Genomic DNA, 21,406 nt, shown 5'->3' with positions numbered 1-21,406 from the left:
GATCGCACACGATGATCGCATGCAATCGCGATGGTTCTCATCCTAGCAATCTTTCCACCGATGCAACGGCGCGATCGTCGGCTTCAGCGCCGTCGAGCAGATGCCTGCTCGGTGAGCGACCAGCAGTCCTAATGCTTCCAGATAGGACTCTACCTGCACTGCCGGAAGGTTTAGCGCTTCAGGTGGAACCTGCATTGCGGTATGGTTATCTCGCACGGCAATCACGAGCGAGCGCGAACTCAAACTTAGGAGTGCACTGCCGCCACAGGCGGTTGCAGGCACTACGATCGCATCCACCTGGTTTGCCCACACGTCGTCCCGCTGCGGTGCGGTGACAAACTGAGGAGCACGGCTCAATCCCACCAGTACACACGGCAAAAAAGTGTAGCCAATCTCCTCAGCAGCAGAGCGCGGGGAGATGTCGGGATCAAGTGGCAATGGCAACAGGGCAGGTGCGTGGGCGCAGGGAATCTGAAACGTGCGAACGATGAGATGACTAATCACCGCTTCTGCTCCTGCTAGCGGATCAACGCCGTGACCGTGACGATAGCGCTGTAGAGCATCGCTGCTTAAGTCGTCGGGGAACCGTGCGACAACCGCGATCGCCTCTGCTCCTGCCTGAGTAATCAGCACTTCTGCTGCCCGCAGTAAACTGTCTGGATTCTGGATTGTGCCCCAGGTTGCACCAGAGACAGCCGTTTTGAGGCTGACGTTCAGAGGTGCATCGGTCACCACATACTCGGTCAAATTTAGTCCCAAGGTCGCTCTAGCTGCATCTGCTGCTTGAAGCTGTCGCACCATCAGATCTGGCTCGATGCCCTGATCGAGCACTAGCCCGACTCGGTTCTGCCGAACTGAACGCAGTCCCCAGCGACCAGCCGCAAACTGGTCCAGCCCATAGCCCTCAACGTAGAGCACATTGGGCAGATTCCAGTAGAGCTGTGCTCCATTCAGCACATTGGGATGAGTAATCAGGCAGTCGGCGACCTGCGCCATTGCCCGTGCTACCGGGAGGGCATCTCCTGCATAGCCCCCGATCGCGGCTCCAACCCCGGTCGGCACAATCAAAACGACTGTGTAAGGTTGTTGTAAGCTGTGTGCGCTCATGCTTACTGGGTCACGATCGCTTCAACGATCACGGTTTGCCGCTCAGAATCTACAGCAACGATCGCCCAGCGCAAGGGTTCGCCGTGCTTTTGCAGTTCCGCCTCTACTGCCCGATTCAATTCCACTGGAGAGGTTCGCAGATCAACAGATAGCGTAATGAAATGACTCGTCACGTTTGCTGAAACTGCCCGAATTGCAAGTGGTACACGGTTTCTTCTTTCTCGGTTGCAATTTGCAGATCCGATCGAGGGTAAGCAACGCACAGGAGCGCATAGCCCTGCTGCTTGAGATCTGGACTAATTCCCATTGCGTCCGGCTGCTCCACCGTGCCCGACAAAATTTGTGCGGCACACGTGGTGCAGACGCCTGCGGTACAGGAACTCGGCAACTCTAGCCCTAGCTCATTCGCCACCTCCAGCACGGTTCGATCGGCTGGCACTTGAATCGTGTGCGTGCTGCCTTGGTGCTGAATTTCAACGGTGTAGTCAGCCATAGAAATCGCGGTTAGCGTCAGTCTTTAAAGAAAGGAATTCGTAACGAGAGCAGCAAAACAACGCGCGCCTGAATTGCTCAGACGCCGTTGACAATCGTGCTGTGAATCACTAGCCTAACGCCTCAGCGCCCCCAACGACCTCCAGGATTTCCTGAGTGATCGCCGCTTGACGGGCTTTGTTGTAGGACAGCGACAAACCCTTAATCAACTCTTTGGCGTTATCGCTGGCGTTGCTCATCGCTGTCATCCGAGCCGCCAGCTCACTCGCCGCTGACTCTTGCAGCGCCCGCAGCAGTTGGTTGTTCAGATACAGCGGCAGTAGTGCGTCTAGAATTTGAAGTGGATCTTGCTCGAAAATCATGTCCTGAGGAAACGTGCGAGCCTCTGTCGTTACCGCTTGCCGCTCCACTTGGAACTGTCCACCCCGCGAAGTCAGACGGAAGATTTCGTCGTCTGCCGCTTCTAAGCCTTGGGGGTCTAAAGGCAGCAGCGTTTGAATCACCGGGCGAGAGCTAATCAGCGATACAAACCGCGTGTAGACTAATTCAACTTTGTCAACGGTTTCGGACAGAAACAGAGACAGCAGTTGATCTGCAATCTCCGACGCTTCAGCCGCTGTGGGAACTTGCTCTAAGCCCGTGTAAGTTCCATCGATCAGCTGGTCACGACGCTGGAAATACTGAGTCGATTTGCGACCTACCAGAACGTAGCGATAGTCAAGTCCTTCCGCCTTCAGTTCTTTGGCGCGGTTCTCGGCACGGCGAATAACGTTGGTGTTGTAGGCACCGCACAGCCCGCGATCGCCTGAAATCACTAGCAGACCGACCGTTTTTACGTCCCGATTCCGCAGCAGGGGCAGGTTTGCCTCTTCAAACCGCAGTCGCGTTTGCAGCCCGTAGAGCACCTGCGCTAGTCGATCGGCAAACGGACGAGTAGCAATTACCTGCTCTTGGGCACGACGCACCTTCGCGGCGGCTACGAGGCGCATTGCCTCTGTAATTTTCTTAGTATTCTTGACTGACTGGATGCGATCGCGAATGAGCTTGAGATTTGCCATGAGAAGTTACCTGTAAGAGTCAGTGAGGAGTGAGAAGTGAGGAATGAGGCGTAGGACTGCCCCTCTGCTTCATTCCTCACCCTCCTCCCTTATGCGCTTGCCAAGAAGGTTTTCTTAGCTTCCACGATCGCGGTCTTCAGTAGACCTTCCGCCTCTTCGTTTAGCTGCTTAGATGACCGAATCACTTCTCCGTACTGGGGGGTACTCGTCTTCAAATACTCCCGCAGGCTCTTCAGGAAGCTTGTCACCTTGTCTACAGGAATATCATCTAAGTAGCCGTTAATGCCGGAGTAAATGGCTGCCACTTGATCACCGACAGAAAGTGGTGAGTATTGAGGCTGCTTCAGAATTTCCCGCAGGCGCTGACCGCGTGCCAGTTGGTTCTGTGTTGCTTTATCCAAGTCTGAAGCAAACTGAGCAAACGCCTGTAGGTCGTCGTACTGAGCCAGTTCTAGCTTCACCTTTCCTGCCACTTTCTTCATCGCTTTGGTTTGAGCCGCCGAGCCGACGCGGGACACCGAAATACCCGCGTTCACGGCTGGACGTAGACCAGAGTTGAACAAGTCAGAGGACAAGAAGATTTGACCATCCGTAATCGAAATCACGTTGGTTGGGATGTATGCCGACACGTCACCCGCTTGGGTTTCGATGATTGGCAGCGCCGTCATGCTGCCTTCGCCCAACTCAGGGCTGAGCTTTGCTGCCCGCTCCAGCAAGCGCGAGTGAATGTAGAACACATCACCAGGGTAGGCTTCCCGTCCCGGTGGGCGGCGCAGCAGCAGCGACATTTGGCGGTAGGCTTGAGCCTGCTTTGATAGGTCATCGTAGACCACCAGCGTCGCTTTGCCTTTGTACATGAAGTACTCAGCCAGCGTTGCGCCCGTGTAGGGAGCCAAATACTGTAAGGTCGCGGGGTCGTTGGCGTTAGCAGCAACGATGATTGTGTAGTCCAACGCACCGCGCTCCCGGAACACGTTGACGACATTGGCAACCGTCGAGGCTTTCTGACCGATCGCCACATAGACGCAAACTACATCCTCGCCTTTCTGGTTCAGAATCGTGTCTACGGCAACGGAGGTTTTACCGGTCTGACGGTCGCCGATAATCAGCTCCCGCTGGCCCCGTCCGATCGGAATCATGGCGTCGATCGCGGTAATTCCCGTCTGCATCGGCTCATAAACCGACTTCCGAGCAATAATACCGGGAGCCGGAGACTCTAGAAGGCGAGTTTCAGAGGTTTGAATGTCGCCTTTGCCATCCAGCGGTCGTGCCAGCGCATCAACGACGCGACCTAGCATCGCGTCTCCTACCGGAATTTGAGCAATTCTGCCCGTCGCGGTAACAGAGCTACCTTCCTGGATGCTACGACCATTACTCATCAGCACCGCGCCGACGTTGTCTTCTTCCAGGTTAGAAGCAATACCAATAGAGCCGTCCTCAAACTCCAACAGTTCGCTTGCCATCACCTTTTCCAAGCCGTAGATGCGGGCGATACCGTCGCCGACTTGCAGTACGGTCCCTACGTTGGAGACTTTGATTCCGTCGTCATACTGCTCGATCTGCTGCCGAATAATGCTGCTAATTTCGTCTGGACGAATGCTTACCATGAGAATTGCTCGCTAAAGAGTGTGTTGAGGATTTGAAGAAGGTTAAAAACTCAAACGTTAGGTGGCGCTGCTGAGGCGAAGGGAAATGCGTCGCAGCTGTCCACGTAGGCTGGCATCTACGATTTGAGAACCCACCTTGATGATGACACCACCAATCAGTTCAGGATCGATCTTAGTATCGAGATCAACCTGCCGTGCTTTGGTCATCGCAATGACTCGATCACGCACCGTCTGCTTCTGCTCATCGTTTAGCTCCACCGTGGAGGTGACCTCTGCCAGAACCGTTTGATTAAGTTCCCGCAGCAGCGCTTGATACTGCTTACAGATGCCTCCTAAAAACTGGATGCGGCGACGATCAACTAGCAGCATCAGAAAATTTTTCATGTAAGGATGCACTTGATCGCCCACAACCTGTTGTAGCACTGCTTTTTTGCTATCAGGTGGAACGAGGGGACTTTCCAAGAACTGATTCAGATCTTCGGAATCCCTCAGCAGAGATAGCAGAGCGTTGACGTTCTCGCCGAATGGCTCCATCAGATTCTGCGACTGCGCCAGCGACATCAGCGCTTGGGCATAAGGCTCTAAAACTTCGGTAGCTAGTACGCTGTCTCTCATCAGGAACCTCCTATCATCGCAATGCTGCGGTTGACCAACTGGCGCTGGTTGTCATCGTTTAGACGCGTGGGCAATTCAGACTCCACTTGCTGAAGCGCCAATGCGACCACTCGCTGTCGCAGTTCCGTAATAACGCGCTCCTGCTCGCTGCTGAGATCCTGAGCCGCAACTTCCCGCATCCGCTGAATATCTTGCTCTGCCTTCGCCAGAATTTCAGCTCTGGCGATCTTTGCCGCTTCCTCGGCAGAAGACCGAATCTTTGCTGCTTCCGACTGCGCCTGTGCCAGCTTCTGCTGCTGATCGGCAAGCGCTGCTGCTGCATCTTTTCTGCGAACTTCGGCCTCTCGAATGGCGGTTTCAATCGCGGCACGCCGATCGCCCAACGTCTTACCCAAAAAATTGCGTCCGAAGTAGACCAGCAGCGCAATTACGATCGATAGGTTAATCAGATTGGATTCAAAAATATCGAAATTCAACCCAAATCCGTGCTTTTCGGCGGCTTCAGCCGTCTCCGCACCTAATACGCTAACGCTCATCGCTAGCTTCAAGAAAACGTCCATATTGCTCCCCCTTCTGCGCTGTTCATCATCCCAACCGCACCTAGATACCCACGAGCAGTTTGTCTAAAATTTGTTGACTCAGCGCCTGCACCTGCTGCTCTAGCGATTGCATTGCCTCTTGCTTTTGCTGGTCTAGCTCTCGTTGAGTTTGCTCACGCTGGGCCTGCGCTTCTTGTTGCGCTTCCGCAATTTTCTGTGCCGCAATTTTCTGTGCGTCTGCTTGGGCACTGGCGATCGTCGCTTGGTACTGCCGACGAGTCTCTGCCAATTCCTGCTCGTACTGCTGCGCCAGATTCTCAGCCTTAGCTAGCCGCTCTTTCGCTTCAGTCTGAGTCGAGCGAATGTACTCGCTGCGGTCCTCGATCGCTTTGGTCAACGGCTTATAAAACACAACGTTTAAAAGTGCCGTTAGGAGAAGAAATTGAACTGCCATCAGCGGCAGTGTGGCATCAAAATCAAACATGGTCAATCAAGGGCTAGAGGTGGATGAGCGTAAAAAAGGGCAGAGGGCAAAGGGTAATGACCCTCTACCCTCTACGCTCCCTTAACTACGCGAAGGGGTTAGCAAACAGCAGCACCAGCGCAATTACTAGACCGTAGATGGTCAGTGATTCCATGAACGCTAGCGTCAGCAGCAGCGTACCGCGAATTTTGCCTTCCGCTTCGGGCTGACGCGCAATGCCTTCTACTGCTTGACCCGATGCATTACCTTGACCGATGCCAGGACCGATCGCTGCCAGACCAATTGCCAGAGCAGCAGCCAAAACTGAAGCAGCAGAAACTAATGGATCCATGATGATTTCCTCTTGATTAAACAGAACAAACGAACCGACAAGATGAGCTAGAAGTTATGAATTTTGAATGTCAAATTTTTAACTCAAAATTCATAACTCAAAACTCAAAACTGTTAAGGGCACTAGGGCGCGTGCTCCTCTTCTCCGTGGCCCTCCAGCGCTTCGTGAATGTACGCACCTGCCAGAGTGGCAAACACCAGAGCCTGAATCGCGCTGGTAAACAGACCCAGCAGCATCACAGGCAGCGGTACAAACAGCGGCACTAGCAGGACCAGAACCGCAACCACCAACTCATCCGCCAAAATGTTGCCAAAAAGACGGAAGCTAAGCGAGAGGGGTTTGGTAAAGTCTTCTAGGATAGCGATCGGCAGCAGGACTGGCGTTGGCTGAATGTACTTAGCAAAGTAGCCCAGTCCCTTTTTGCTAAAGCCCGCGTAGAAGTACGCTAGGGACACTAGCAGCGCCAGCGCCACCGTTGTGTTGATGTCGTTAGTTGGTGCAGCAAGCTCACCTTCTGGCAAGCGAATCAGCTTCCAGGGGACGAGTGCACCCGACCAGTTAGAGACAAAGATGAATAAAAAGAGAGTGCCAATAAATGGCACCCAGGGACGATACTCCTTTTCGCCAAGCTGGTTCTTTGCCAGCTCTCGCACAAACTCCAGAGCGTACTCCATCAAGTTTTGAATTCCTTGTGGAACCCGCTGAATGTTGCGAGTTGCGGCGATCGAGGCAATCAGCAGCAGCCCAATCACGATCCAGGACACGATAAAGACCTGACCGTGAATCTTGAGATTACCGATCTGCCAGTAAAGGTGCTGACCAACTTCTAAGCTGGCGAGAGGAAGACTAGGAGTGGCGAGAAAACTTAGCATTGGACTCCGATCGTTTTTCCCAAACGGTTTCGAGGAGCAAGTTCCAGCAGTACTCGACTAGCGAGCGCTTGGAAACAAGGTTCGCAGCATGTAAACGATGAGCGTCCCTTTGTAGGTGAGAAACCCTAAGAAAATCGGCAATACGTGTAGCTGATTCCATTGAGTTGCCACTATAATCAGCCCAATGAAAATTGCTAGTTGAGACTTGCCAATTTGCTTTTTTCCCCTACCCAGTTGCTCGACGTTTCTAGCCAACACTTTCAAGTAAACCACACCTGTGCACGCTCCAAGTAAATAATTCAGAGCGGTATTGAGCGAGTAGGTAGCCCAGACCGAGGCAAAGATGATCCCGGTCAGGATCACAGTCGTTACCAATAATTCTTGCTGAAGCTGGTAAAACTCCTGCATCGAAGAATCACTTGGTTCATCGGGTAGCGGTCTTGATTGGGCAGTATCGCTCATAACAACAGAGGGCGAAAGTGCAGACCTGTTCCTGATGGTACAGCCAGCAACGCTCTGTAAAGAGCTAAAACGCTGTTGTACCCGGTTGTGGACCATAGGAGATCATACCATGCACAGGTAATAATACTTAATGTCAACGGGGCGTTAGCAAAATCAATCGTTGGTCCAATAGCGATCGGACGTGCCCTAACTCCAGCGGTATTTGGATTAGAATTTCGCGAATCGTTCTTTGCTCGGTTCCGTTTACATCACAGGCTTGAAGAAACTCGAACTCTTCCTGGGATAATTTGACAATCTGATAATCGTAATCAAACAGGGTACGACTTTCCCAACCGTCCGTGCAGGGATTGCGATCGGGAATCGCGTTCAGCAAATCTTCATCTACGCTCCAGTCTGACCACGGTAGCGGTGGACGTCCGAGAAAGAACTCGTAGTGCGTCACCGCGTCCGGGTTGAGCAGTTCCATCAGACGGTAGCGCTGCCGATCGTTCAAATGCTCTGCCCGCTGCATCAATTCTGGCTGCGGCCCGAGTAACGCGTCCAGTTGCCAAGAGCGCGGATTTGAGAAGCCTAGAAACTCTAGTCCAGACGCGTCGATCAGGTCAAACAGCGTGTCGATCGTATAGTCGATCTCCTGTGGATGAACGTACATATCCGCAAAGTTTTCATCTCGCTGATTCTCTAGTGACCATCGCTCTTTTTCACGCTGCACGAGCCGATTTTTTTCTGGCAGTGCCGCAAAGATCTGACGACCGACCTTGACACCATCGCGGTAGTTGCCTCGCTGGTCGCCTTGCAGCAGGGCGATCGCTTCCTGCATAAGCTGAATTTCCCAGCGCCCTAAAGCGGCGTAGACAAAAATGTGCATGATGCCGCCGGGAGCTAGCTTGGTCGCCAACGACTGAATGCCGCGAATCGGATCGGGCAAGTGGTGCAGCACACCCACACAGTTGATCAGATCAAACTCCCCGGAAAGCTCGTGCGCATCATAGAGGCTGAGATGGTGGAACTCGACGCGGTGCGCGCCGGAGCGCTGGCAGCGTTCTTTGGCAACGGCGATCGCACCTCCGCTGAGATCGATCGCGGTGATTTGCGCGTGCGGATTCAGATGAACCAGATATTCCGTTCCCACTCCGGTGCCGCAGCCCGCATCCAGAATCCGAATGTTCTGCCTTTGCGGCTTCTGACCTGTACAAAAGCTGTAGGCGGAAAGCCAGTTCCAGCGCCAGTTGTAGCCCGGAGGCGGCTCATCTAGCAATGGCTCGGGTGGAAAGGGATAGGTGTCGTAGAGTTTGGCAACAGCAGCGCTGACAGTTTGCGGATCAGTCATGAGTCAGTCGAATGGCACTATCTTTGAGTGTACCGAACGGGCGATCGACTGTAGCAATGAGAATAAAGAAGAGATTCGGAGGTTAATAACGATGCGGCAAGTAGAAGTAGTTCCTCCGAATCCGCAGTGGCGAAGGGAATTTGAGCACGAGTCGCAGCGCGTTGCTGAAGCGCTTGGTGAGAACGTCGTTGCGGTGCATCACATCGGCAGCACGGCGATTCCAACCATCTATGCCAAGCCGATCGTCGATATGCTGGTGGAAGTTAAGGACATCGCCGCTGTGGATGTACGCAATGCCGCGATCGCCACCCTTGGCTACGAGGCAGTGGGTGAGTTTGGCATTCCCGGTCGGCGCTACTTCCGCAAGCACAACGCAGCAGGTGTGAGGACGCATCATATTCACGCCTTTGAGACAGGGTCGCCGCAGGTCGATCGTCATTTGGCCTTCCGGGATTACATGATTGCTCATCCTGACGATGCCCAAGCCTACAGCACCCTAAAACGCGAGCTGGCAAAGCAGTATCCGAGCAACATTGAAGCATATATGGATGGCAAAGACGAATTCATCAAAGAGATGGACCGACGCGCTACCGAATGGCGTGCCGCACATCGCAATTCTGTTTGAGAAAGATATTAATCCAGCCGACAACGCGGTAAGGTAAGAACCGACTTTTAGTGCCGCCTCATGCTGATTTTAGAGAACCACGCCCTGAGCCTGACTGTCCGACCAGATTTAGGTGGACGAATCGACCAACTACACGATCGCCAAACGGGACAGGCGTGGCTTTGGCATCCTCCGGGCTACGACTCATCGCAAGCGCGATCGCTCCCGATCGGCGCATCCTTCGACGAGCATTGGAGCGGCGGCTGGGACGAAATCTTCCCCAACGATGCAGCAGGTCCGTTTCGGGGACGCGATCTGGTTGATCACGGGGAGTTCTGGTCGCAGGCGTGGACCGTTGTTGATGCCTCTAGCACGCAGGTCAGCCTGCGGTATGTCTGCCAGACTCTGCCTGTTGCCGTCGAGAAAATCATTCAACTCGACGAGACGCAGCCTCAAGCCACAATCCACTATCGATTTGAGAACCAGTCCGACGACACGCTACCGTTTTTGTTCAAGCAGCACGCGGCGATCGCGATTGATGCAGGCGACGAAATTCTGCTGCCCGACTGCCTGATCGAACCCGTCGTGCTCGACTTCAGCAAGCGCATCGGTCGGGCAGAGAAAACGCGCTTTCCTAACGCCTTCGACGCTGAGGGCAACGAGATTCAAGTGCAGCACGTCCCGCCACGATCGTCACAGCTTCAAGAGTTTTGGTATAGCTCGAATCTGGCACACGGCGAGTGTGGCATCCGTAAGGGACAATCGGCGCTGCTGATGACCTTTGACACCACAGACTTCCCTTACGTTTGGGTGTTTCAAAGCTATGGCGGCTGGAACGGTCGCTATGTCATCGTATTAGAGCCATGCACCACAATGCCCTACGACTTAGAAGTTGCCTACCAAAACGGAACCGTCGCCCAACTGAAGCCGCGAGAAATTCAGCATCGTCACCTGAGTGTGAAGTTGCAGAGCTAGCCAAGAGACCCGAGCTGTGAGAGAGCCAGCAGACGCTGTCCTCGTATTTCACATCTACTAACAGCAACTACGCAAAAGCACGTTGAACTTACCTGAATGGTGAGGTAGACACGACCGAACCGCGACTATAGACGGTTAGCCGAATCTCTCTTGTAGCCGAATTTAGGCTAAACCAGAGGTAGACGGTTATGAGTGCTTCTTTGACTACAGTGAACATAACATCGATCTTCGAGGCTGGAGAAACGCATGACTTCTTGGCGCGATCGCTTTAATCGATTCAGTGGTAAAACTCGCATTGTCGTCTGTCGTCTGTTCATCCACTTGGCAGGTAAGGAGGTTGCTCCGCTACTAGGCATCCTCAACGAATCGGCCCAGCAGGCAGTGGACGCAGAGGGTGATTTGCGGACACTGGGTGAAGGATTAGTAGAAATCTGCCAGAGTTTGCTCCAGTACGATGTTTACTGGCGGTCCGCCGCTAACGAAGGCGATGTGTTTTGGGAAGAAGGTGAGGCAGGTAATTATGTAACTGACCTATTCACTGACTCAGCGCAGCGCTACAGCAGCTCTGCCGAGCTTGGAGATGTCGATCGTAGCGAAGCCTTTACGGTGCCCGTGACACAGAATCTGATTGTCATGCTAACGGTTGCTTACGAAGGCGAGGTGCCTGAACTAGAAGGTGACCTTGCCAGTGTCCAAGCGCTCAAAGCTGGACTTAAAGCTCTAATCAATCTGCACTACCAAGATGCACTCCGAGCCATTCAGGTGCATTTCTCCCCCGCACAGTTGGGTGACGAACTCACTTCTGACCAAACCATTCAGTATTTTCCCGAATTAATCCCGCTCTAACCCTGTTGCTTACATTGAACCTATGATTCTTCGCAAACTTCTGATTGTTACGATGATCTTGACGCTGGGAGTGACGAGCGTTGCCTGTGGTGGCCCGTCCGTTAGCAACCCTTCCCAGCAAACGCAGCAGGGCAACCGTCCCTCTGCCTCCCCTGCCGCACAAACGCGCCTCTCTGATGGCGAGTACCCGGTCCAGCAAGTCACCTACGACGATGGCTCAGGTGCGTACAACGTTGCAGTGCTGAATACAAAGCCGGGACAGTCCTCGACGTTTAGTGCGCCGAACATTCCTCTGGCTCGATTAAGTGATGAGGACGTTAAAGCTGGCAAAAAGAGCTACCTGAAAGTTGAACAGGGACAACCTGCTCTGTACCTAGCAGAGGATTACCGGATCGAGTACGTCCATAACGTGACTCAAACACAAACGAACCAGCAGACCGGACAGCAAGAAACCGTTGTCGTTCGGCAGGAACCCAGCTTCTGGACACCATTTGCTGGAGCGTTGGCGGGTCAGGCGTTGGGTAGTCTGCTGTTTCGACCCCAGTACTACATGCCGCCCGCGTACCAGCCCGGAGTACCGCTGAATGGGTTTGGCGGCTACGGCAACACGTATGGACAGGCAGTCAGCCGCTACCAGAGTCGCTATCAGGCTCCGCCTGCGGAAGTCCGCAATCGTCAGACGTTCCGCAGCACTGGACAACTACGATCACCCACGTACGGACAACCTGGCTATCGTCGATCGCCCTCAATTGGCAGCGATCGACCCACAGGTTCAGGCTACGGCACAAGCACGTTGCGACGCAGCCCTTCTAGTCCCAGTCGTACCTACCGCAGTCCCAGCGGCAGTGGGTTTGGCTCTGGACGCCGCAGCGTGGGCGGCAGACGACGCTAGATGACCATGATGTAGGTCAGCCCGCGAATAGCTAGAATGAGACGATGTGCGCCGTTAAAATTCCTGTGAGATGGGCGTTCTGCCTGCTTGGTGAGACAGCCAGGATAACTATCTCACAAGGAGTGAAGATGGTTGGACTTGTAAGTTGCACATCGCGTTAGAGCGGCTGCTTTGAACTAGCCCAAACAGATTAGGATATTCTCTGCTAGACCTAGTGATCGGGTTTAGTAGAGATTTTTTGTAGCAAGGACGTAGTTCAGCTCAAGGGCAGCATGACTTCGGTGAATAGCTACCCGCTAATTAACTGCTACGGGTCACTGGGGTAGTTCTTCCCCAATTGCTGTCTTCTTCCAGGAGGTGACCTGCAAAGCGGAGAGACTAGTGTAGGGTATAGGGGAATAAGACTATTGCAAGGGTTATGCGAGATCGGCGATGGCTTCGTTGGCTGCTGTGTGGGCTGTGTTTTCTGATTGGAGTAGCAAGTGTTGGGCTGGTTGCGCCTGCGATCGTCGCTCAGACTGCTCCCACCTTGGAGACAGTCGCGGAACTCAGTAGCGGTCCTGGTAACATTACCGTGACGCCAACTGGACGAATTCTACTTAGTTTGCATCAGTTCTACGCGCCCAGTGTGCGCGTAGCAGAACTCGCCTCCGACAACAAGCTGATGCCGTTTCCCAATGCAGAGTGGAATCAGGCAGGACGCCGCGAGGCTTCTCTAGATGCGGTTTTGGGTATTCAATCGGACCCCAACAGCATTGTCTGGATGCTAGACAACGGGATGCGCGGTTCTTCCATTCCCAAACTTGTGGGTTGGGATTGGGCGACTCATCTGAAGCAGATGGCGCAGGTGATTCAGTTGCCACAGCCAATCACAGCCGCTGATAGCTTCGTCAATGACTTAGCCGTAGATGCTACCCACAACGCAATTTACATTGCTGATCCAGCAGGTGGAAAAAATGCTGCGCTGATTGTGGTGAATTCAGCGACGGGGACTGCGCGGCGCGTATTGCAGGGGCACACGAGCGTCATACCCGAAAACGTGGATCTGGTGATTGACAACGTGCCCGTACAGATTAGGCAGCCAAACGGCAGTGTAGTTAGACCGAGAATCGGCGTTAATCCGATCGCCCTCGATCGCAGGAACGAATGGCTGTACTACGGACCCATGCACGGCACCAGTCTGTACCGAATCAGAACAGCGGATTTACGGAATCCGGACCTATCGGATGCAGACTTGGCGAGGCGTGTACAGCGCTACAGCGCCAAGCCAATCTGCGATGGTATTTCAATCGACAATGACGGCAATATCTATCTGGGCGACTTGGCAACCAACTCGATCGGCGTTATTACCTCAAGGCGGCGTTACCAAACGCTGATTAAAGACGCACGGCTATCGTGGGTGGATGCGTTTAGTTTCGGTCCTGACGGGCTGCTGTATACGGTGGTGAATCAGCTACACCGTACGTCAACGCTGAACGGCGGCGAGAACCGCTCCCAGCCACCGTACTACGTGTTTCGTTTTAAGCCGCTGGCGGCAGGTGTTGCAGGGCGATAATTTTCTTGATTCCCAGGAGTTGCATATGAGCTGCACCGTTATCCAAAACGCGATCGTCTTTACCGTCGATGCCCAAAACACGATCTATCCGAATGGAATCGTCGTGCTGCGGGACGATCGCATTATCGCCGTGGGTGACGAGACGCTTACGCTGCCGCCGAACGTGACCCGGACGATCGACGTTCAAGGCAGAATGGCGCTGATTCCAGGGCTGATTGATACGCACTCTCACTCCAGCCTGCTGCGCGGTGTCACGGAGAATATGCAGCTTTTGGACTGGCTGCCGCGCTACCAGCTGGAGCACCGCGCCCTGACTGAAGAAGACGCCTACTACGCTGCAATGCTCTGCTATCTGGAGTCGTTGAGGGGCGGCACCACCTGCATCGTGGATATGTACCGCCATTTGCACCGCTGTGCCGATGCTGCTGGCACGTTGGGGTTGCGGATTAACTTGGTGCCCTACGCGGCAGACATGCCCGATAAAGATTTTTTTGAGACGTTGGACAGCACGCGCAAGCTAATCGAATCTCGTCACCTGTCGCAGCAGGGGCGGGTACGAGTGTGGGTGGGCCTGGAACATTTGTTTTACTGCTCGAAGGAGATGTTTGCTACGGCGCGTGCTTTCTCACAGGAGTACGGCGTTCGCATCCACACCCACAGTAGCGAACAGAATGAAGAAGTTGAGGCGGTGGTGCAGCACTTTGGCAAGCGCCCGATCGACCTGTTCCACGAGTACGGCATTCTGAGCGACAAGACGGCGATCGCTCACTGTGTCTGGGTCAATGAGGATGAAATCAAGCGGCTGGCAGATACGGGTACATCGGTGGCGCACTGCCCCACCAGCAACGCGAAACTCGCAGGCGGCATCGCTCCGATTCTGGAGATGCAGCGGGCAGGCATCACGGTGGGATTGGGCACAGACGGCAATATCTCTAACAACAATTTAGATATGTTTGAGGAGATGAAGTTTGCGTCGCTGCTTCAAAAGGTTCACCGCTACGATGCAGCCGCATTGCCTGCGCCAGATACGCTGCGCATGGCGACGATCGACGGTGCCAAACTGCTCGGCTTGGATGATGAGATTGGCTCGATCGAAGTCGGCAAGAAAGCCGATCTGGTGCTGGTCGATATTTGGCAGCCGAACATGATGCCGATCGTGTGGGACCACGGGAATACGAATGTGCTGTGGAATCTGGTTTATTCGGCACGCGGCTCCAATGTGCACACGGTGTTTGTCGATGGCAAAATGGTCGTGCAGGCGGGACGCAGTACGCAAGTGAACGAATCCGACGTGCTGGAAGCGGTGCAGCGACAAACGATCGACCACCTCAAACGCCGCGAACCTTTCAAATCGACGCTGACCCCTGTAGTTGTAGGAGCTTCTTAGGCGCAATTTGATCGGGCGCAATTCGATCGACAGTCGAGCGCTTTTGCAATTGGCGGCAGGAGTTTTGTGTAGGCTTCGGCGAGGTTCGCGGTATCGGGCAGAACAGTGCGTGATACCACTTCGGAATTCGGAGTTCGCAATACTCGCTGCGCAAGAAGCAAGCTACGGAATTGCAGAAGCTGGAGCCTGCCTACGTTTTAGTGGCTTGATCGGTAGCTGGAATTTAGAGAATTACTCTGAAAATGCCCTCAGCCCCAGCCTTGCTCCCGTAGGAGAAGGGAGCAAGATTTTCATCCTTTGGGGTGCTGAAGCTTCAGCATGGATGATTGGTATGACTTCGTTGAACTGACGAGATCGCACAGTTGAAACTGTTGGGCTACGGCGAGTTACTGCAAGATACTGTCTTGCGGATTCTCTCCAGCCTTTACTGTCTTCTTGCTCTGGCACTTTGGTTTTTTGTCGAGTTGGAGAGAGGCTAGAGCCGCTGATCCTGCTAAAACATCCTCTAAGGAAATTCCAATCAAAAATCAGAGACGCGGTACCCTGGAAGACAGAAGCCGCCTGAGTAATAAAGAGAAGCCTCGCCATGTCGCAGTTTGATTCCGCAACCAACGGTCACAAATCCTTCGAGCTGCCCGGTGCGCGTCCCCACTACAACCCCGATCGCCCCGGTCAAGTCGAGCACATCTTTCTCGATCTCGCGTTGGATATTCCTAACCAGCGCTACGAGGGAACCTGCACGATCCGCCTCAATCCCGTGCGGGATAACATCCAGTCGCTAACGCTAGACGCTGTGAACTTGCAAATTCACTCGACTAAGATCGGCGATGCAGAGCAACCCTTCGACTACGACGGAGAGCGGCTGCACATTCGCCTGACGCAGCCAACCGGAGCGGGAAAGGTAATTGACGTTGCGATCGTCTACAGCGTGGACAACCCCCAGCGTGGCATTTACTTCATTGCTCCCGATCAGCACTATCCCAACAAGCCCGTACAGGTCTGGACGCAGGGCGAAGACGAAGACTCGCGCTTCTGGTTTCCCTGCTTCGACTATCCTGGACAGTTGGCAACCTCCGAGATTCGCGTCCGAGTCCCGAAACCGCTGACGGCAATTTCCAACGGCGAACTGATCCAGACTGACGAGGACGGCGACTTCAAGATTTATCACTGGCATCAGCGCGAAGTGCATCCCACCTACCTGATGACCCTAGCAGTGGGCGATTTTGCCGAGCTGCGCGACGAGTGGAACGGTAAACCCGTCACGTACTATGTCGAGAAAGGGCGAGAAGCGCAGGCGCAAATCAGCATGGGCAAAACGCCGCGCATGATCGAGTTTTTTAGCCAGAAATACGGCTACCCCTACGCCTTTCCGAAGTACGCTCAAGTTTGCGTTGATGACTTTATCTTCGGCGGCATGGAGAACACCTCCACAACGCTGCTGACTGATCGCTGCCTGCTAGACGAACGCGCGGCGTTAGACAACCGCCTCACCGAAAGTTTGGTTGCGCACGAACTAGCGCACCAGTGGTTCGGCGATTTAGTCGTGATTAAGCACTGGTCTCACGCTTGGATTAAAGAAGGCATGGCGTCCTATTCCGAGGTGATGTGGACCGAGCAGGAATATGGACGCGAAGCTGCCGCCTACTATTTGTTAAATGAAGCCCGCAACTACCTGGACGAAGACGCTTCGCGCTACCGCCGCCCGATCGTCACCCACGTCTACCGTGAGGCAATCGAGCTGTACGATCGCCATCTGTATGAAAAAGGCGCGTGCGTCTACCACATGATCCGGGCTGAGCTAGGCGAGGACCTGTTCTGGCACGCGATCGCCACGTTTGTTAACGACAACGCTCACAAAACAGTCGAAACCGTCGATTTGCTCCGCGCGATCGAGAAAGCAACCGGACGCAATCTGCTGTTCTTGTTCGACCAGTATGTCTATCGCGGCGGACACCCCGACTACAAAGTGTCTTACTCTTGGGACGCCGACAGCAATCTGGCAAAACTCACGGTCAGTCAAACTCAGAGTGAGCTATTTGACTTGAAGGTGTCGATCGGCTTTGGGAGTGGCGAGTGGGGAGTCGGAAGTGGGGAGTGGTCAACCACTCACGCCTCACCGCTGACGCCTCACTTCAAAACCCTGTCTGTTCAGATTCATGAGCGCGACCAAGCCTTTTACTTTCCGCTCGATCGCAAGCCTGAGTTCATCAGCTTCGACTTGGGCAATCCAACGCTCAAAACGGTAGTGCTGGAGTATCCGCTACCGGAACTCAAAGCGCAACTGCGGCACGATCCCGACCCTGTTTCCCGCATTTATGCCGCAGAGGCGCTCGCGAAAAAAGGCGGACTGGAAGCGGTGAGGGCGCTTTCCGAAGCGCTGACGCAAGAAGCATTCTGGGGCGTGCGGATGGAGATTGCCAAAGCTCTCGGCAGCATCAAGCTGGATCAGGCGTTTGACGGACTGCTGGCAGGACTGAACGACTCTGATGCCAGAGTGCGACGGGGAACGCTGGAGGCGCTGGCGCAGATCAAAACGGCTAAAAGCTTTGAGGCAGTTAAACCCATAGCAGAGCAAGGCGACGCTAGCTACTTCACAGAAGCCGCCTCGATTCGCGCGCTAGGCAGCTTGGCAGCCAGTGTCACCGATCGCCAAGACGACGTTCTCGCGCTGCTTCGATCGGTGCTGGAGACGCGGCAGGGCTGGAACGAAGTGGTGCGATCGGGCGCGATCGGGGCGCTCAGCCAGCTTAAAACCTCAGAAGCAGCGCTGGATCTGATCCTGCAATATACCGCGATCGGGATGCCCCAAGCGCTTCGGCTGTCTGCTATCCGGGCCCTCGGCACAGTCTCCACAGGGCAGGCGTCTGTCCATCTCCAGCGGATTCTGGATCGACTTCAGGAGCTATCTAGAGAAAGCTTCTTCCTGACCCAAGTATCGGTCGTGAACGCGCTAGGACAGATGGAAACCACCAAGGCGATCGGCATCCTGCAAGGACTGGCGGACCAAACCCCAGATGGGCGCGTTCGTCGCATTGCTGAAGAAGCGGTGCAAAAGGTTCAGAAGAACGCAGGCTCCGACAATGCCGTGAAGCAACTGCGCGAGGAACTGGATCAACTAAAGCAGGAAAACCAGGACCTCAAGAGCCGCCTAGAAACCCTAGAGGCAAAGACTAAATAAGCTGAAGCTTGTCAGGTCATCAGGGACGATCGCGCTAGTGATTGGTCAATATTCAACTGTAGGGTCGCCAATCTCTAAGCCCTCCCCAAGACCTCCGAGGTTTTACAAACCTCGGAGGTCTAAAATCTCGACTATCAGCTACCAGCTATCGTTGAATTAGTTTAGGTTGCCTACAGATGCTAAATCAGGTTGCTGCTGCCTTCGATCGCAAAGACTACTCAACCGCCGCTCGATTGGTCAAGGAGTGGCTGCATCAGTCGCCAGAGAATCCGTGGGCGCAACTTTACGCGGCACGCCTGCAAGAAGTAGCAGGCAACCTCGACCAAGCCCAAATGCGATACCGCCATTTGCTGCGGGATGTTACCCATCCAAAGCTGCTGGCACAAGTGCGGCAAGGACTACAGCGACTGGAGCAACCGTCTGAGTCCAAGCTTCATTCAACCGTAGCCCGCCAGCAGCCAGACGACTTGGAGCTTGGCTGTTTGGTGCTAGAAGCCGTACCGTCTGAGGCAACTGCGATCGTCCAGAGCTTCGCGCAGGTCGTGAAGCTGGATGCCTACACGGCGCGGATGCTGCTGCCCAACCGAGGCTGGAAGCTTTACCGCACCGGACCTGTCGCCGAACTACACGCGGTGGGTCAGGCGCTACAGGCGGCGCGGGTGCCTGTCGTTTGGGCAGCGTTCTCGAAAATGCAGGCAATTCGCGTGTTCCAGGTCAACCACTTCCAATCCTTTGTGTCCAGCCCTACGGTTGTCTGCCAGGATGAGCAGAATCGTCAGGGCGTGCTTAGCTTCGAGTGGTCAGAAGTCCGCCAGCGCGTCGAGGGCAGACTGCCAATTTTTGAGCAGGTGTTGGAGTTGGGCTACCGCGATCGACTAGAGCGAAAAGAGTCGATTCAAGACTACGCTCACATCTGCGATTTGCATTTACCCAAGCGCGGCTGCATTTTGCGCATGTTGGATAGCGGCTACGAGTTCGATCGCGGCGCGTCCGTTCTGCCCCAGCGAACGAGCCAGCTCGATCGGACTACGCTTCGTACGCATTGGAATGCTCTGATACATGAGGTTCAGGCGCGATCGCCTGAAGCCATTGTCTGGTCCGATTTTCCTACCTTTGGCGAAACCGCCGCCGACTTTGCCGCGCCGCTCAGTCGCCTTGCGGCTCACATTGCGATTCTGCGGCAGGTAGATACCTACTGGGATCCGGCGTTTGAGCTATACAGCCGCTTAGCGTTTTTGCGGCGGTTGTGAGTGTCTAGCGGAGATGGAGCAGCGTAAACCGATCGCTCACGTCTATCCGATTCTCCTGTACCGGAATTTCTGCGCCATCGACCCACGCCTGCTGTACCTGCCTGCCATGCACCTGGACTTGGATTTGGGAGTAGGGAAACGCAAACTCTCCCTCGGAGTCCCAAACGAAATCCAAGCCATCAGCGATGTGCCGCACCTGGAAATGGTCTAAGCGATATGCTTCATAGCCATCACCCCGATCGCTGTACAGCGTGAACGTGCAGCTTTCCTCCACAGGCGGGTAGAGGTGCAGAATCAAACGCCTGCTGCCTTCCGTTGGCGGTAGCAAATTGTACGAGCCTTCCTCCATTGGCAGAATAGTTCCAGCTTTCACCAGAACGGGAATCCGCTCTAGAGGAGCGTCCAGATCCGCCTGATTTTCTACAACCGCGTCATCCCAAAAGTGATACCAGCGACCGCTGGGAAGGGTAACGTGGCGCGATCGCTGCCCCTCTTGCAGAATGGGCGCAATCAGGAGTCGATCGCCGAGCAAAAACACATCGTCGAGATTCCAGAGAGCCGTATTCGTCGGCTCTGCCCAAAACGCCGGACGCACGGGTGCATAGCCCTTTTGCGAGGCTTCCCACGACAGCGTGTAGAAATAGGGCATTAGCTTGTAGCGCAGCTGTAAGAACTGCCGAATAATGCTCAGCGTGGGTTCGCCGTAGGTCCAAGGGTTGCGGTCCTCGACGTTGTTGGCAGAGTGGGTGCGGCAGAACGTGATGAAGCTGCACATCTGAAACCAGCGGAGATACAGTTCCGCTGTGGGATTGCCTTGGAAGCCGCCAATGTCTGGTCCGCTGTACGGAATGCCAGACAGCCCCAGACCAAGAACCGTCGAAATGGTTTGCCGCAGCGCAGTCCAGGTGCACTCAATGTCTCCTGTCCAGGTCCAGGCGTAGCGTTGCAGCCCCGCCCAGCCTGCGCGAGACACAATGAACGGACGCTGCTGCGGGCGGTAGTGTCCCAAGCTGTCGTAGGCTGCCTGAGACTGCAACATGCCGTAGACGTTATGTGCTTCTAGATGAGTCCCGCCTCTACCTTCCATGTGGTGTTGGGTAGCGCGGGGCGGTAGCGATCGATCACCTGAGGTAATAAACGCCGCAGGCTCATTCATGTCGTGCCAGAAGCCAGCAACACCCACATCCAGCAGAAACTCGTACTGACGGCTCCACCAGCGTCGCACGGCTGGATTTGTAAAATCGGGAAACACGCACCATCCGGGCCACACAGGACCGACGACGAACCGACCGTCGGGCAATTTGCAAAAGGCATCGAGGACACAGCCTTCCAGAAACAGATTGCTAGCGCGGCTGGCTTTGACTCCAGGATTGAGAATGGTGACGAACTGCACTCCGTGCTCTAGCAGTTCGCGGATAAAGCCGTTCAGATTCGGGAAGCGATCGGGGTCCACAGTGAAGGCGCGAAATCCCACCTGCACGTCGATGTCTAGATGAATCACACTCAGCGGCAGGTTGTGCGCCTCGAAGCCCTGATAGGTTTTGCGGACTGCCTCCTCGGTGCGATAGCCCCAGTGCGACTGGTGGTAGCCCAACGCCCAGCGCGGTGGCATTGGTGCCCGTCCCGTTAACTCTGTGTAGCGCTCTAGCAGGTGCGCCGGAGTCCCGATCGCCACGTAGTAGCGCAGCGCACCGCCCTCGAACGCAGCGGTCGCTACCTCAGAAAAGCTGAAGCGGGCATCAAACGAGTTTTCGTAGAAGACAAGGTAGCTGCCCTGATTGTGCAATCCCAAATAGACCGGGATGCAGATGTACATGGGATC

Annotated in this window: 21 protein-coding genes; 8 read left to right on the top strand and 13 right to left on the bottom strand. The window is 54.6% G+C overall.

The annotated features are described in order from the left end of the window. Positions 1 to 42: 42 nt before the first annotated feature. The 12 genes from H6F43_RS18115 to H6F43_RS18060 form a co-directional block, all read right to left on the bottom strand. On the bottom strand, positions 43 to 1,107 hold the full coding sequence (locus H6F43_RS18115; RefSeq protein ID WP_190344111.1) for a DUF3326 domain-containing protein: 1,065 nt from the start codon (positions 1,105 to 1,107) through the stop codon (positions 43 to 45). A 2-nt stretch (positions 1,108 to 1,109) separates the two neighbouring features. Further along, positions 1,110 to 1,280, bottom strand: coding sequence for a hypothetical protein (locus H6F43_RS18110; protein ID WP_190344110.1), 171 nt, complete (start codon positions 1,278 to 1,280; stop codon positions 1,110 to 1,112). Further along, on the bottom strand, positions 1,277 to 1,600 hold the full coding sequence (locus tag H6F43_RS18105; protein ID WP_190344109.1) for a 2Fe-2S iron-sulfur cluster-binding protein: 324 nt from the start codon (positions 1,598 to 1,600) through the stop codon (positions 1,277 to 1,279). The genes H6F43_RS18110 and H6F43_RS18105 overlap by 4 nt, the downstream gene beginning before the upstream one ends. 109 nt (positions 1,601 to 1,709) lie before the next feature. Beyond that, positions 1,710 to 2,657 (bottom strand): F0F1 ATP synthase subunit gamma, encoded by a 948-nt coding sequence (locus tag H6F43_RS18100; protein ID WP_190344108.1) that lies wholly within the window; start codon positions 2,655 to 2,657, stop codon positions 1,710 to 1,712. Positions 2,658 to 2,746: 89 nt separating this feature from the next. Further along, positions 2,747 to 4,264, bottom strand: coding sequence for a F0F1 ATP synthase subunit alpha (gene atpA / locus H6F43_RS18095; RefSeq protein ID WP_190344107.1), 1,518 nt, complete (start codon positions 4,262 to 4,264; stop codon positions 2,747 to 2,749). 57 nt (positions 4,265 to 4,321) lie between these two features. After that, positions 4,322 to 4,879 carry an ATP synthase F1 subunit delta gene (atpH, locus tag H6F43_RS18090; protein ID WP_190344106.1) on the bottom strand — a complete coding sequence of 186 codons (558 nt, stop codon included), beginning with the start codon at positions 4,877 to 4,879 and terminating at the stop codon, positions 4,322 to 4,324. Beyond that, positions 4,879 to 5,439: a F0F1 ATP synthase subunit B gene (locus tag H6F43_RS18085; protein WP_190344105.1), complete on the bottom strand. Its 561-nt coding sequence runs from the start codon at positions 5,437 to 5,439 to the stop codon at positions 4,879 to 4,881. Before H6F43_RS18085 ends, atpH begins: the two co-directional genes overlap by 1 nt. A 40-nt stretch (positions 5,440 to 5,479) precedes the next feature. After that, a complete protein-coding gene (locus H6F43_RS18080; protein WP_190344104.1) occupies positions 5,480 to 5,902 on the bottom strand; it encodes a F0F1 ATP synthase subunit B' in 423 nt (140 codons plus the stop codon). Between the two features lie 85 nt (positions 5,903 to 5,987). After that, complete coding sequence (gene atpE / locus H6F43_RS18075) at positions 5,988 to 6,233, bottom strand: ATP synthase F0 subunit C (RefSeq protein ID WP_190344103.1); 246 nt, start codon at positions 6,231 to 6,233, stop codon at positions 5,988 to 5,990. A 122-nt stretch (positions 6,234 to 6,355) separates the two neighbouring features. After that, positions 6,356 to 7,105, bottom strand: coding sequence for a F0F1 ATP synthase subunit A (gene atpB / locus H6F43_RS18070; RefSeq protein WP_190344102.1), 750 nt, complete (start codon positions 7,103 to 7,105; stop codon positions 6,356 to 6,358). Positions 7,106 to 7,162: 57 nt separating this feature from the next. Then, positions 7,163 to 7,567 carry an ATP synthase subunit I gene (locus H6F43_RS18065; protein ID WP_199290430.1) on the bottom strand — a complete coding sequence of 135 codons (405 nt, stop codon included), beginning with the start codon at positions 7,565 to 7,567 and terminating at the stop codon, positions 7,163 to 7,165. Positions 7,568 to 7,700: 133 nt separating this feature from the next. Then, positions 7,701 to 8,897 carry a class I SAM-dependent methyltransferase gene (locus H6F43_RS18060; RefSeq protein WP_190344101.1) on the bottom strand — a complete coding sequence of 399 codons (1,197 nt, stop codon included), beginning with the start codon at positions 8,895 to 8,897 and terminating at the stop codon, positions 7,701 to 7,703. Positions 8,898 to 8,988: 91 nt separating this feature from the next. Here H6F43_RS18060 and H6F43_RS18055 point away from each other — a divergent pair, with 91 nt between their 5' ends. The 8 genes from H6F43_RS18055 to H6F43_RS18020 all read left to right on the top strand — a co-directional run bounded on the left by H6F43_RS18055 (position 8,989) and on the right by H6F43_RS18020 (position 19,584). Then, the gene (locus tag H6F43_RS18055; RefSeq protein WP_190344116.1) at positions 8,989 to 9,522 is read left to right on the top strand and encodes a GrpB family protein; all 534 of its coding nucleotides are present in this window, start codon (positions 8,989 to 8,991) and stop codon (positions 9,520 to 9,522) included. 60 nt (positions 9,523 to 9,582) lie between these two features. Next, complete coding sequence (locus H6F43_RS18050; protein ID WP_190344100.1) at positions 9,583 to 10,476, top strand: DUF4432 family protein; 894 nt, start codon at positions 9,583 to 9,585, stop codon at positions 10,474 to 10,476. A gap of 246 nt (positions 10,477 to 10,722) precedes the next feature. Then, positions 10,723 to 11,322 (top strand): DUF1517 domain-containing protein, encoded by a 600-nt coding sequence (locus H6F43_RS18045; RefSeq protein WP_190344099.1) that lies wholly within the window; start codon positions 10,723 to 10,725, stop codon positions 11,320 to 11,322. A 22-nt stretch (positions 11,323 to 11,344) separates the two neighbouring features. Continuing rightward, a complete protein-coding gene (locus H6F43_RS18040; RefSeq protein ID WP_190344098.1) occupies positions 11,345 to 12,214 on the top strand; it encodes a hypothetical protein in 870 nt (289 codons plus the stop codon). Positions 12,215 to 12,632: 418 nt separating this feature from the next. Beyond that, entirely contained in the window at positions 12,633 to 13,769 is a 1,137-nt protein-coding gene (locus H6F43_RS18035; RefSeq protein ID WP_190344097.1) for an L-dopachrome tautomerase-related protein, read from the top strand. A 25-nt stretch (positions 13,770 to 13,794) separates the two neighbouring features. Further along, positions 13,795 to 15,156: an amidohydrolase gene (locus H6F43_RS18030; RefSeq protein WP_190344096.1), complete on the top strand. Its 1,362-nt coding sequence runs from the start codon at positions 13,795 to 13,797 to the stop codon at positions 15,154 to 15,156. Between the two features lie 586 nt (positions 15,157 to 15,742). Next, positions 15,743 to 18,334, top strand: a complete 2,592-nt coding sequence (locus tag H6F43_RS18025) for a M1 family metallopeptidase (RefSeq protein ID WP_190344095.1) — start codon at positions 15,743 to 15,745, stop codon at positions 18,332 to 18,334. A 176-nt stretch (positions 18,335 to 18,510) separates the two neighbouring features. Further along, positions 18,511 to 19,584, top strand: a complete 1,074-nt coding sequence (locus H6F43_RS18020; RefSeq protein ID WP_190344094.1) for a tetratricopeptide repeat protein — start codon at positions 18,511 to 18,513, stop codon at positions 19,582 to 19,584. Between the two features lie 4 nt (positions 19,585 to 19,588). Here the strand turns inward: H6F43_RS18020 and H6F43_RS18015 are convergent. Then, positions 19,589 to 21,406, bottom strand: a 1,818-nt coding sequence (locus H6F43_RS18015) for a glycoside hydrolase family 31 protein (RefSeq protein WP_190344093.1), incomplete at its 5' end; no start/stop codon positions are given.

The organism is Leptolyngbya sp. FACHB-36 (assembly GCF_014695955.1).
Classification (GTDB): domain Bacteria; phylum Cyanobacteriota; class Cyanobacteriia; order Leptolyngbyales; family Leptolyngbyaceae; genus FACHB-36.
This window is presented reverse-complemented; position numbering and strand designations above follow the sequence as displayed.

What these genes read in the sequence shown, in the direction of transcription:
- atpH (WP_190344106.1), bottom strand. Translation starts at nt 4,879, where the DNA reads ATGAGAGACAGCGTACTAGCTACCGAAGTTTTAGAGCCTTATGCCCAA.
- H6F43_RS18025 (WP_190344095.1), top strand. Translation starts at nt 15,743, where the DNA reads ATGTCGCAGTTTGATTCCGCAACCAACGGTCACAAATCCTTCGAGCTG.
- H6F43_RS18020 (WP_190344094.1), top strand. Translation starts at nt 18,511, where the DNA reads ATGCTAAATCAGGTTGCTGCTGCCTTCGATCGCAAAGACTACTCAACC.
- H6F43_RS18050 (WP_190344100.1), top strand. Translation starts at nt 9,583, where the DNA reads ATGCTGATTTTAGAGAACCACGCCCTGAGCCTGACTGTCCGACCAGAT.
- H6F43_RS18060 (WP_190344101.1), bottom strand. Translation starts at nt 8,897, where the DNA reads ATGACTGATCCGCAAACTGTCAGCGCTGCTGTTGCCAAACTCTACGAC.
- H6F43_RS18100 (WP_190344108.1), bottom strand. Translation starts at nt 2,657, where the DNA reads ATGGCAAATCTCAAGCTCATTCGCGATCGCATCCAGTCAGTCAAGAAT.
- H6F43_RS18035 (WP_190344097.1), top strand. Translation starts at nt 12,633, where the DNA reads ATGCGAGATCGGCGATGGCTTCGTTGGCTGCTGTGTGGGCTGTGTTTT.
- H6F43_RS18105 (WP_190344109.1), bottom strand. Translation starts at nt 1,600, where the DNA reads ATGGCTGACTACACCGTTGAAATTCAGCACCAAGGCAGCACGCACACG.
- H6F43_RS18085 (WP_190344105.1), bottom strand. Translation starts at nt 5,439, where the DNA reads ATGGACGTTTTCTTGAAGCTAGCGATGAGCGTTAGCGTATTAGGTGCG.
- H6F43_RS18040 (WP_190344098.1), top strand. Translation starts at nt 11,345, where the DNA reads ATGATTCTTCGCAAACTTCTGATTGTTACGATGATCTTGACGCTGGGA.
- H6F43_RS18045 (WP_190344099.1), top strand. Translation starts at nt 10,723, where the DNA reads ATGACTTCTTGGCGCGATCGCTTTAATCGATTCAGTGGTAAAACTCGC.
- H6F43_RS18115 (WP_190344111.1), bottom strand. Translation starts at nt 1,107, where the DNA reads ATGAGCGCACACAGCTTACAACAACCTTACACAGTCGTTTTGATTGTG.
- atpA (WP_190344107.1), bottom strand. Translation starts at nt 4,264, where the DNA reads ATGGTAAGCATTCGTCCAGACGAAATTAGCAGCATTATTCGGCAGCAG.
- atpE (WP_190344103.1), bottom strand. Translation starts at nt 6,233, where the DNA reads ATGGATCCATTAGTTTCTGCTGCTTCAGTTTTGGCTGCTGCTCTGGCA.
- H6F43_RS18030 (WP_190344096.1), top strand. Translation starts at nt 13,795, where the DNA reads ATGAGCTGCACCGTTATCCAAAACGCGATCGTCTTTACCGTCGATGCC.
- H6F43_RS18080 (WP_190344104.1), bottom strand. Translation starts at nt 5,902, where the DNA reads ATGTTTGATTTTGATGCCACACTGCCGCTGATGGCAGTTCAATTTCTT.
- H6F43_RS18055 (WP_190344116.1), top strand. Translation starts at nt 8,989, where the DNA reads ATGCGGCAAGTAGAAGTAGTTCCTCCGAATCCGCAGTGGCGAAGGGAA.
- H6F43_RS18065 (WP_199290430.1), bottom strand. Translation starts at nt 7,567, where the DNA reads ATGAGCGATACTGCCCAATCAAGACCGCTACCCGATGAACCAAGTGAT.
- atpB (WP_190344102.1), bottom strand. Translation starts at nt 7,105, where the DNA reads ATGCTAAGTTTTCTCGCCACTCCTAGTCTTCCTCTCGCCAGCTTAGAA.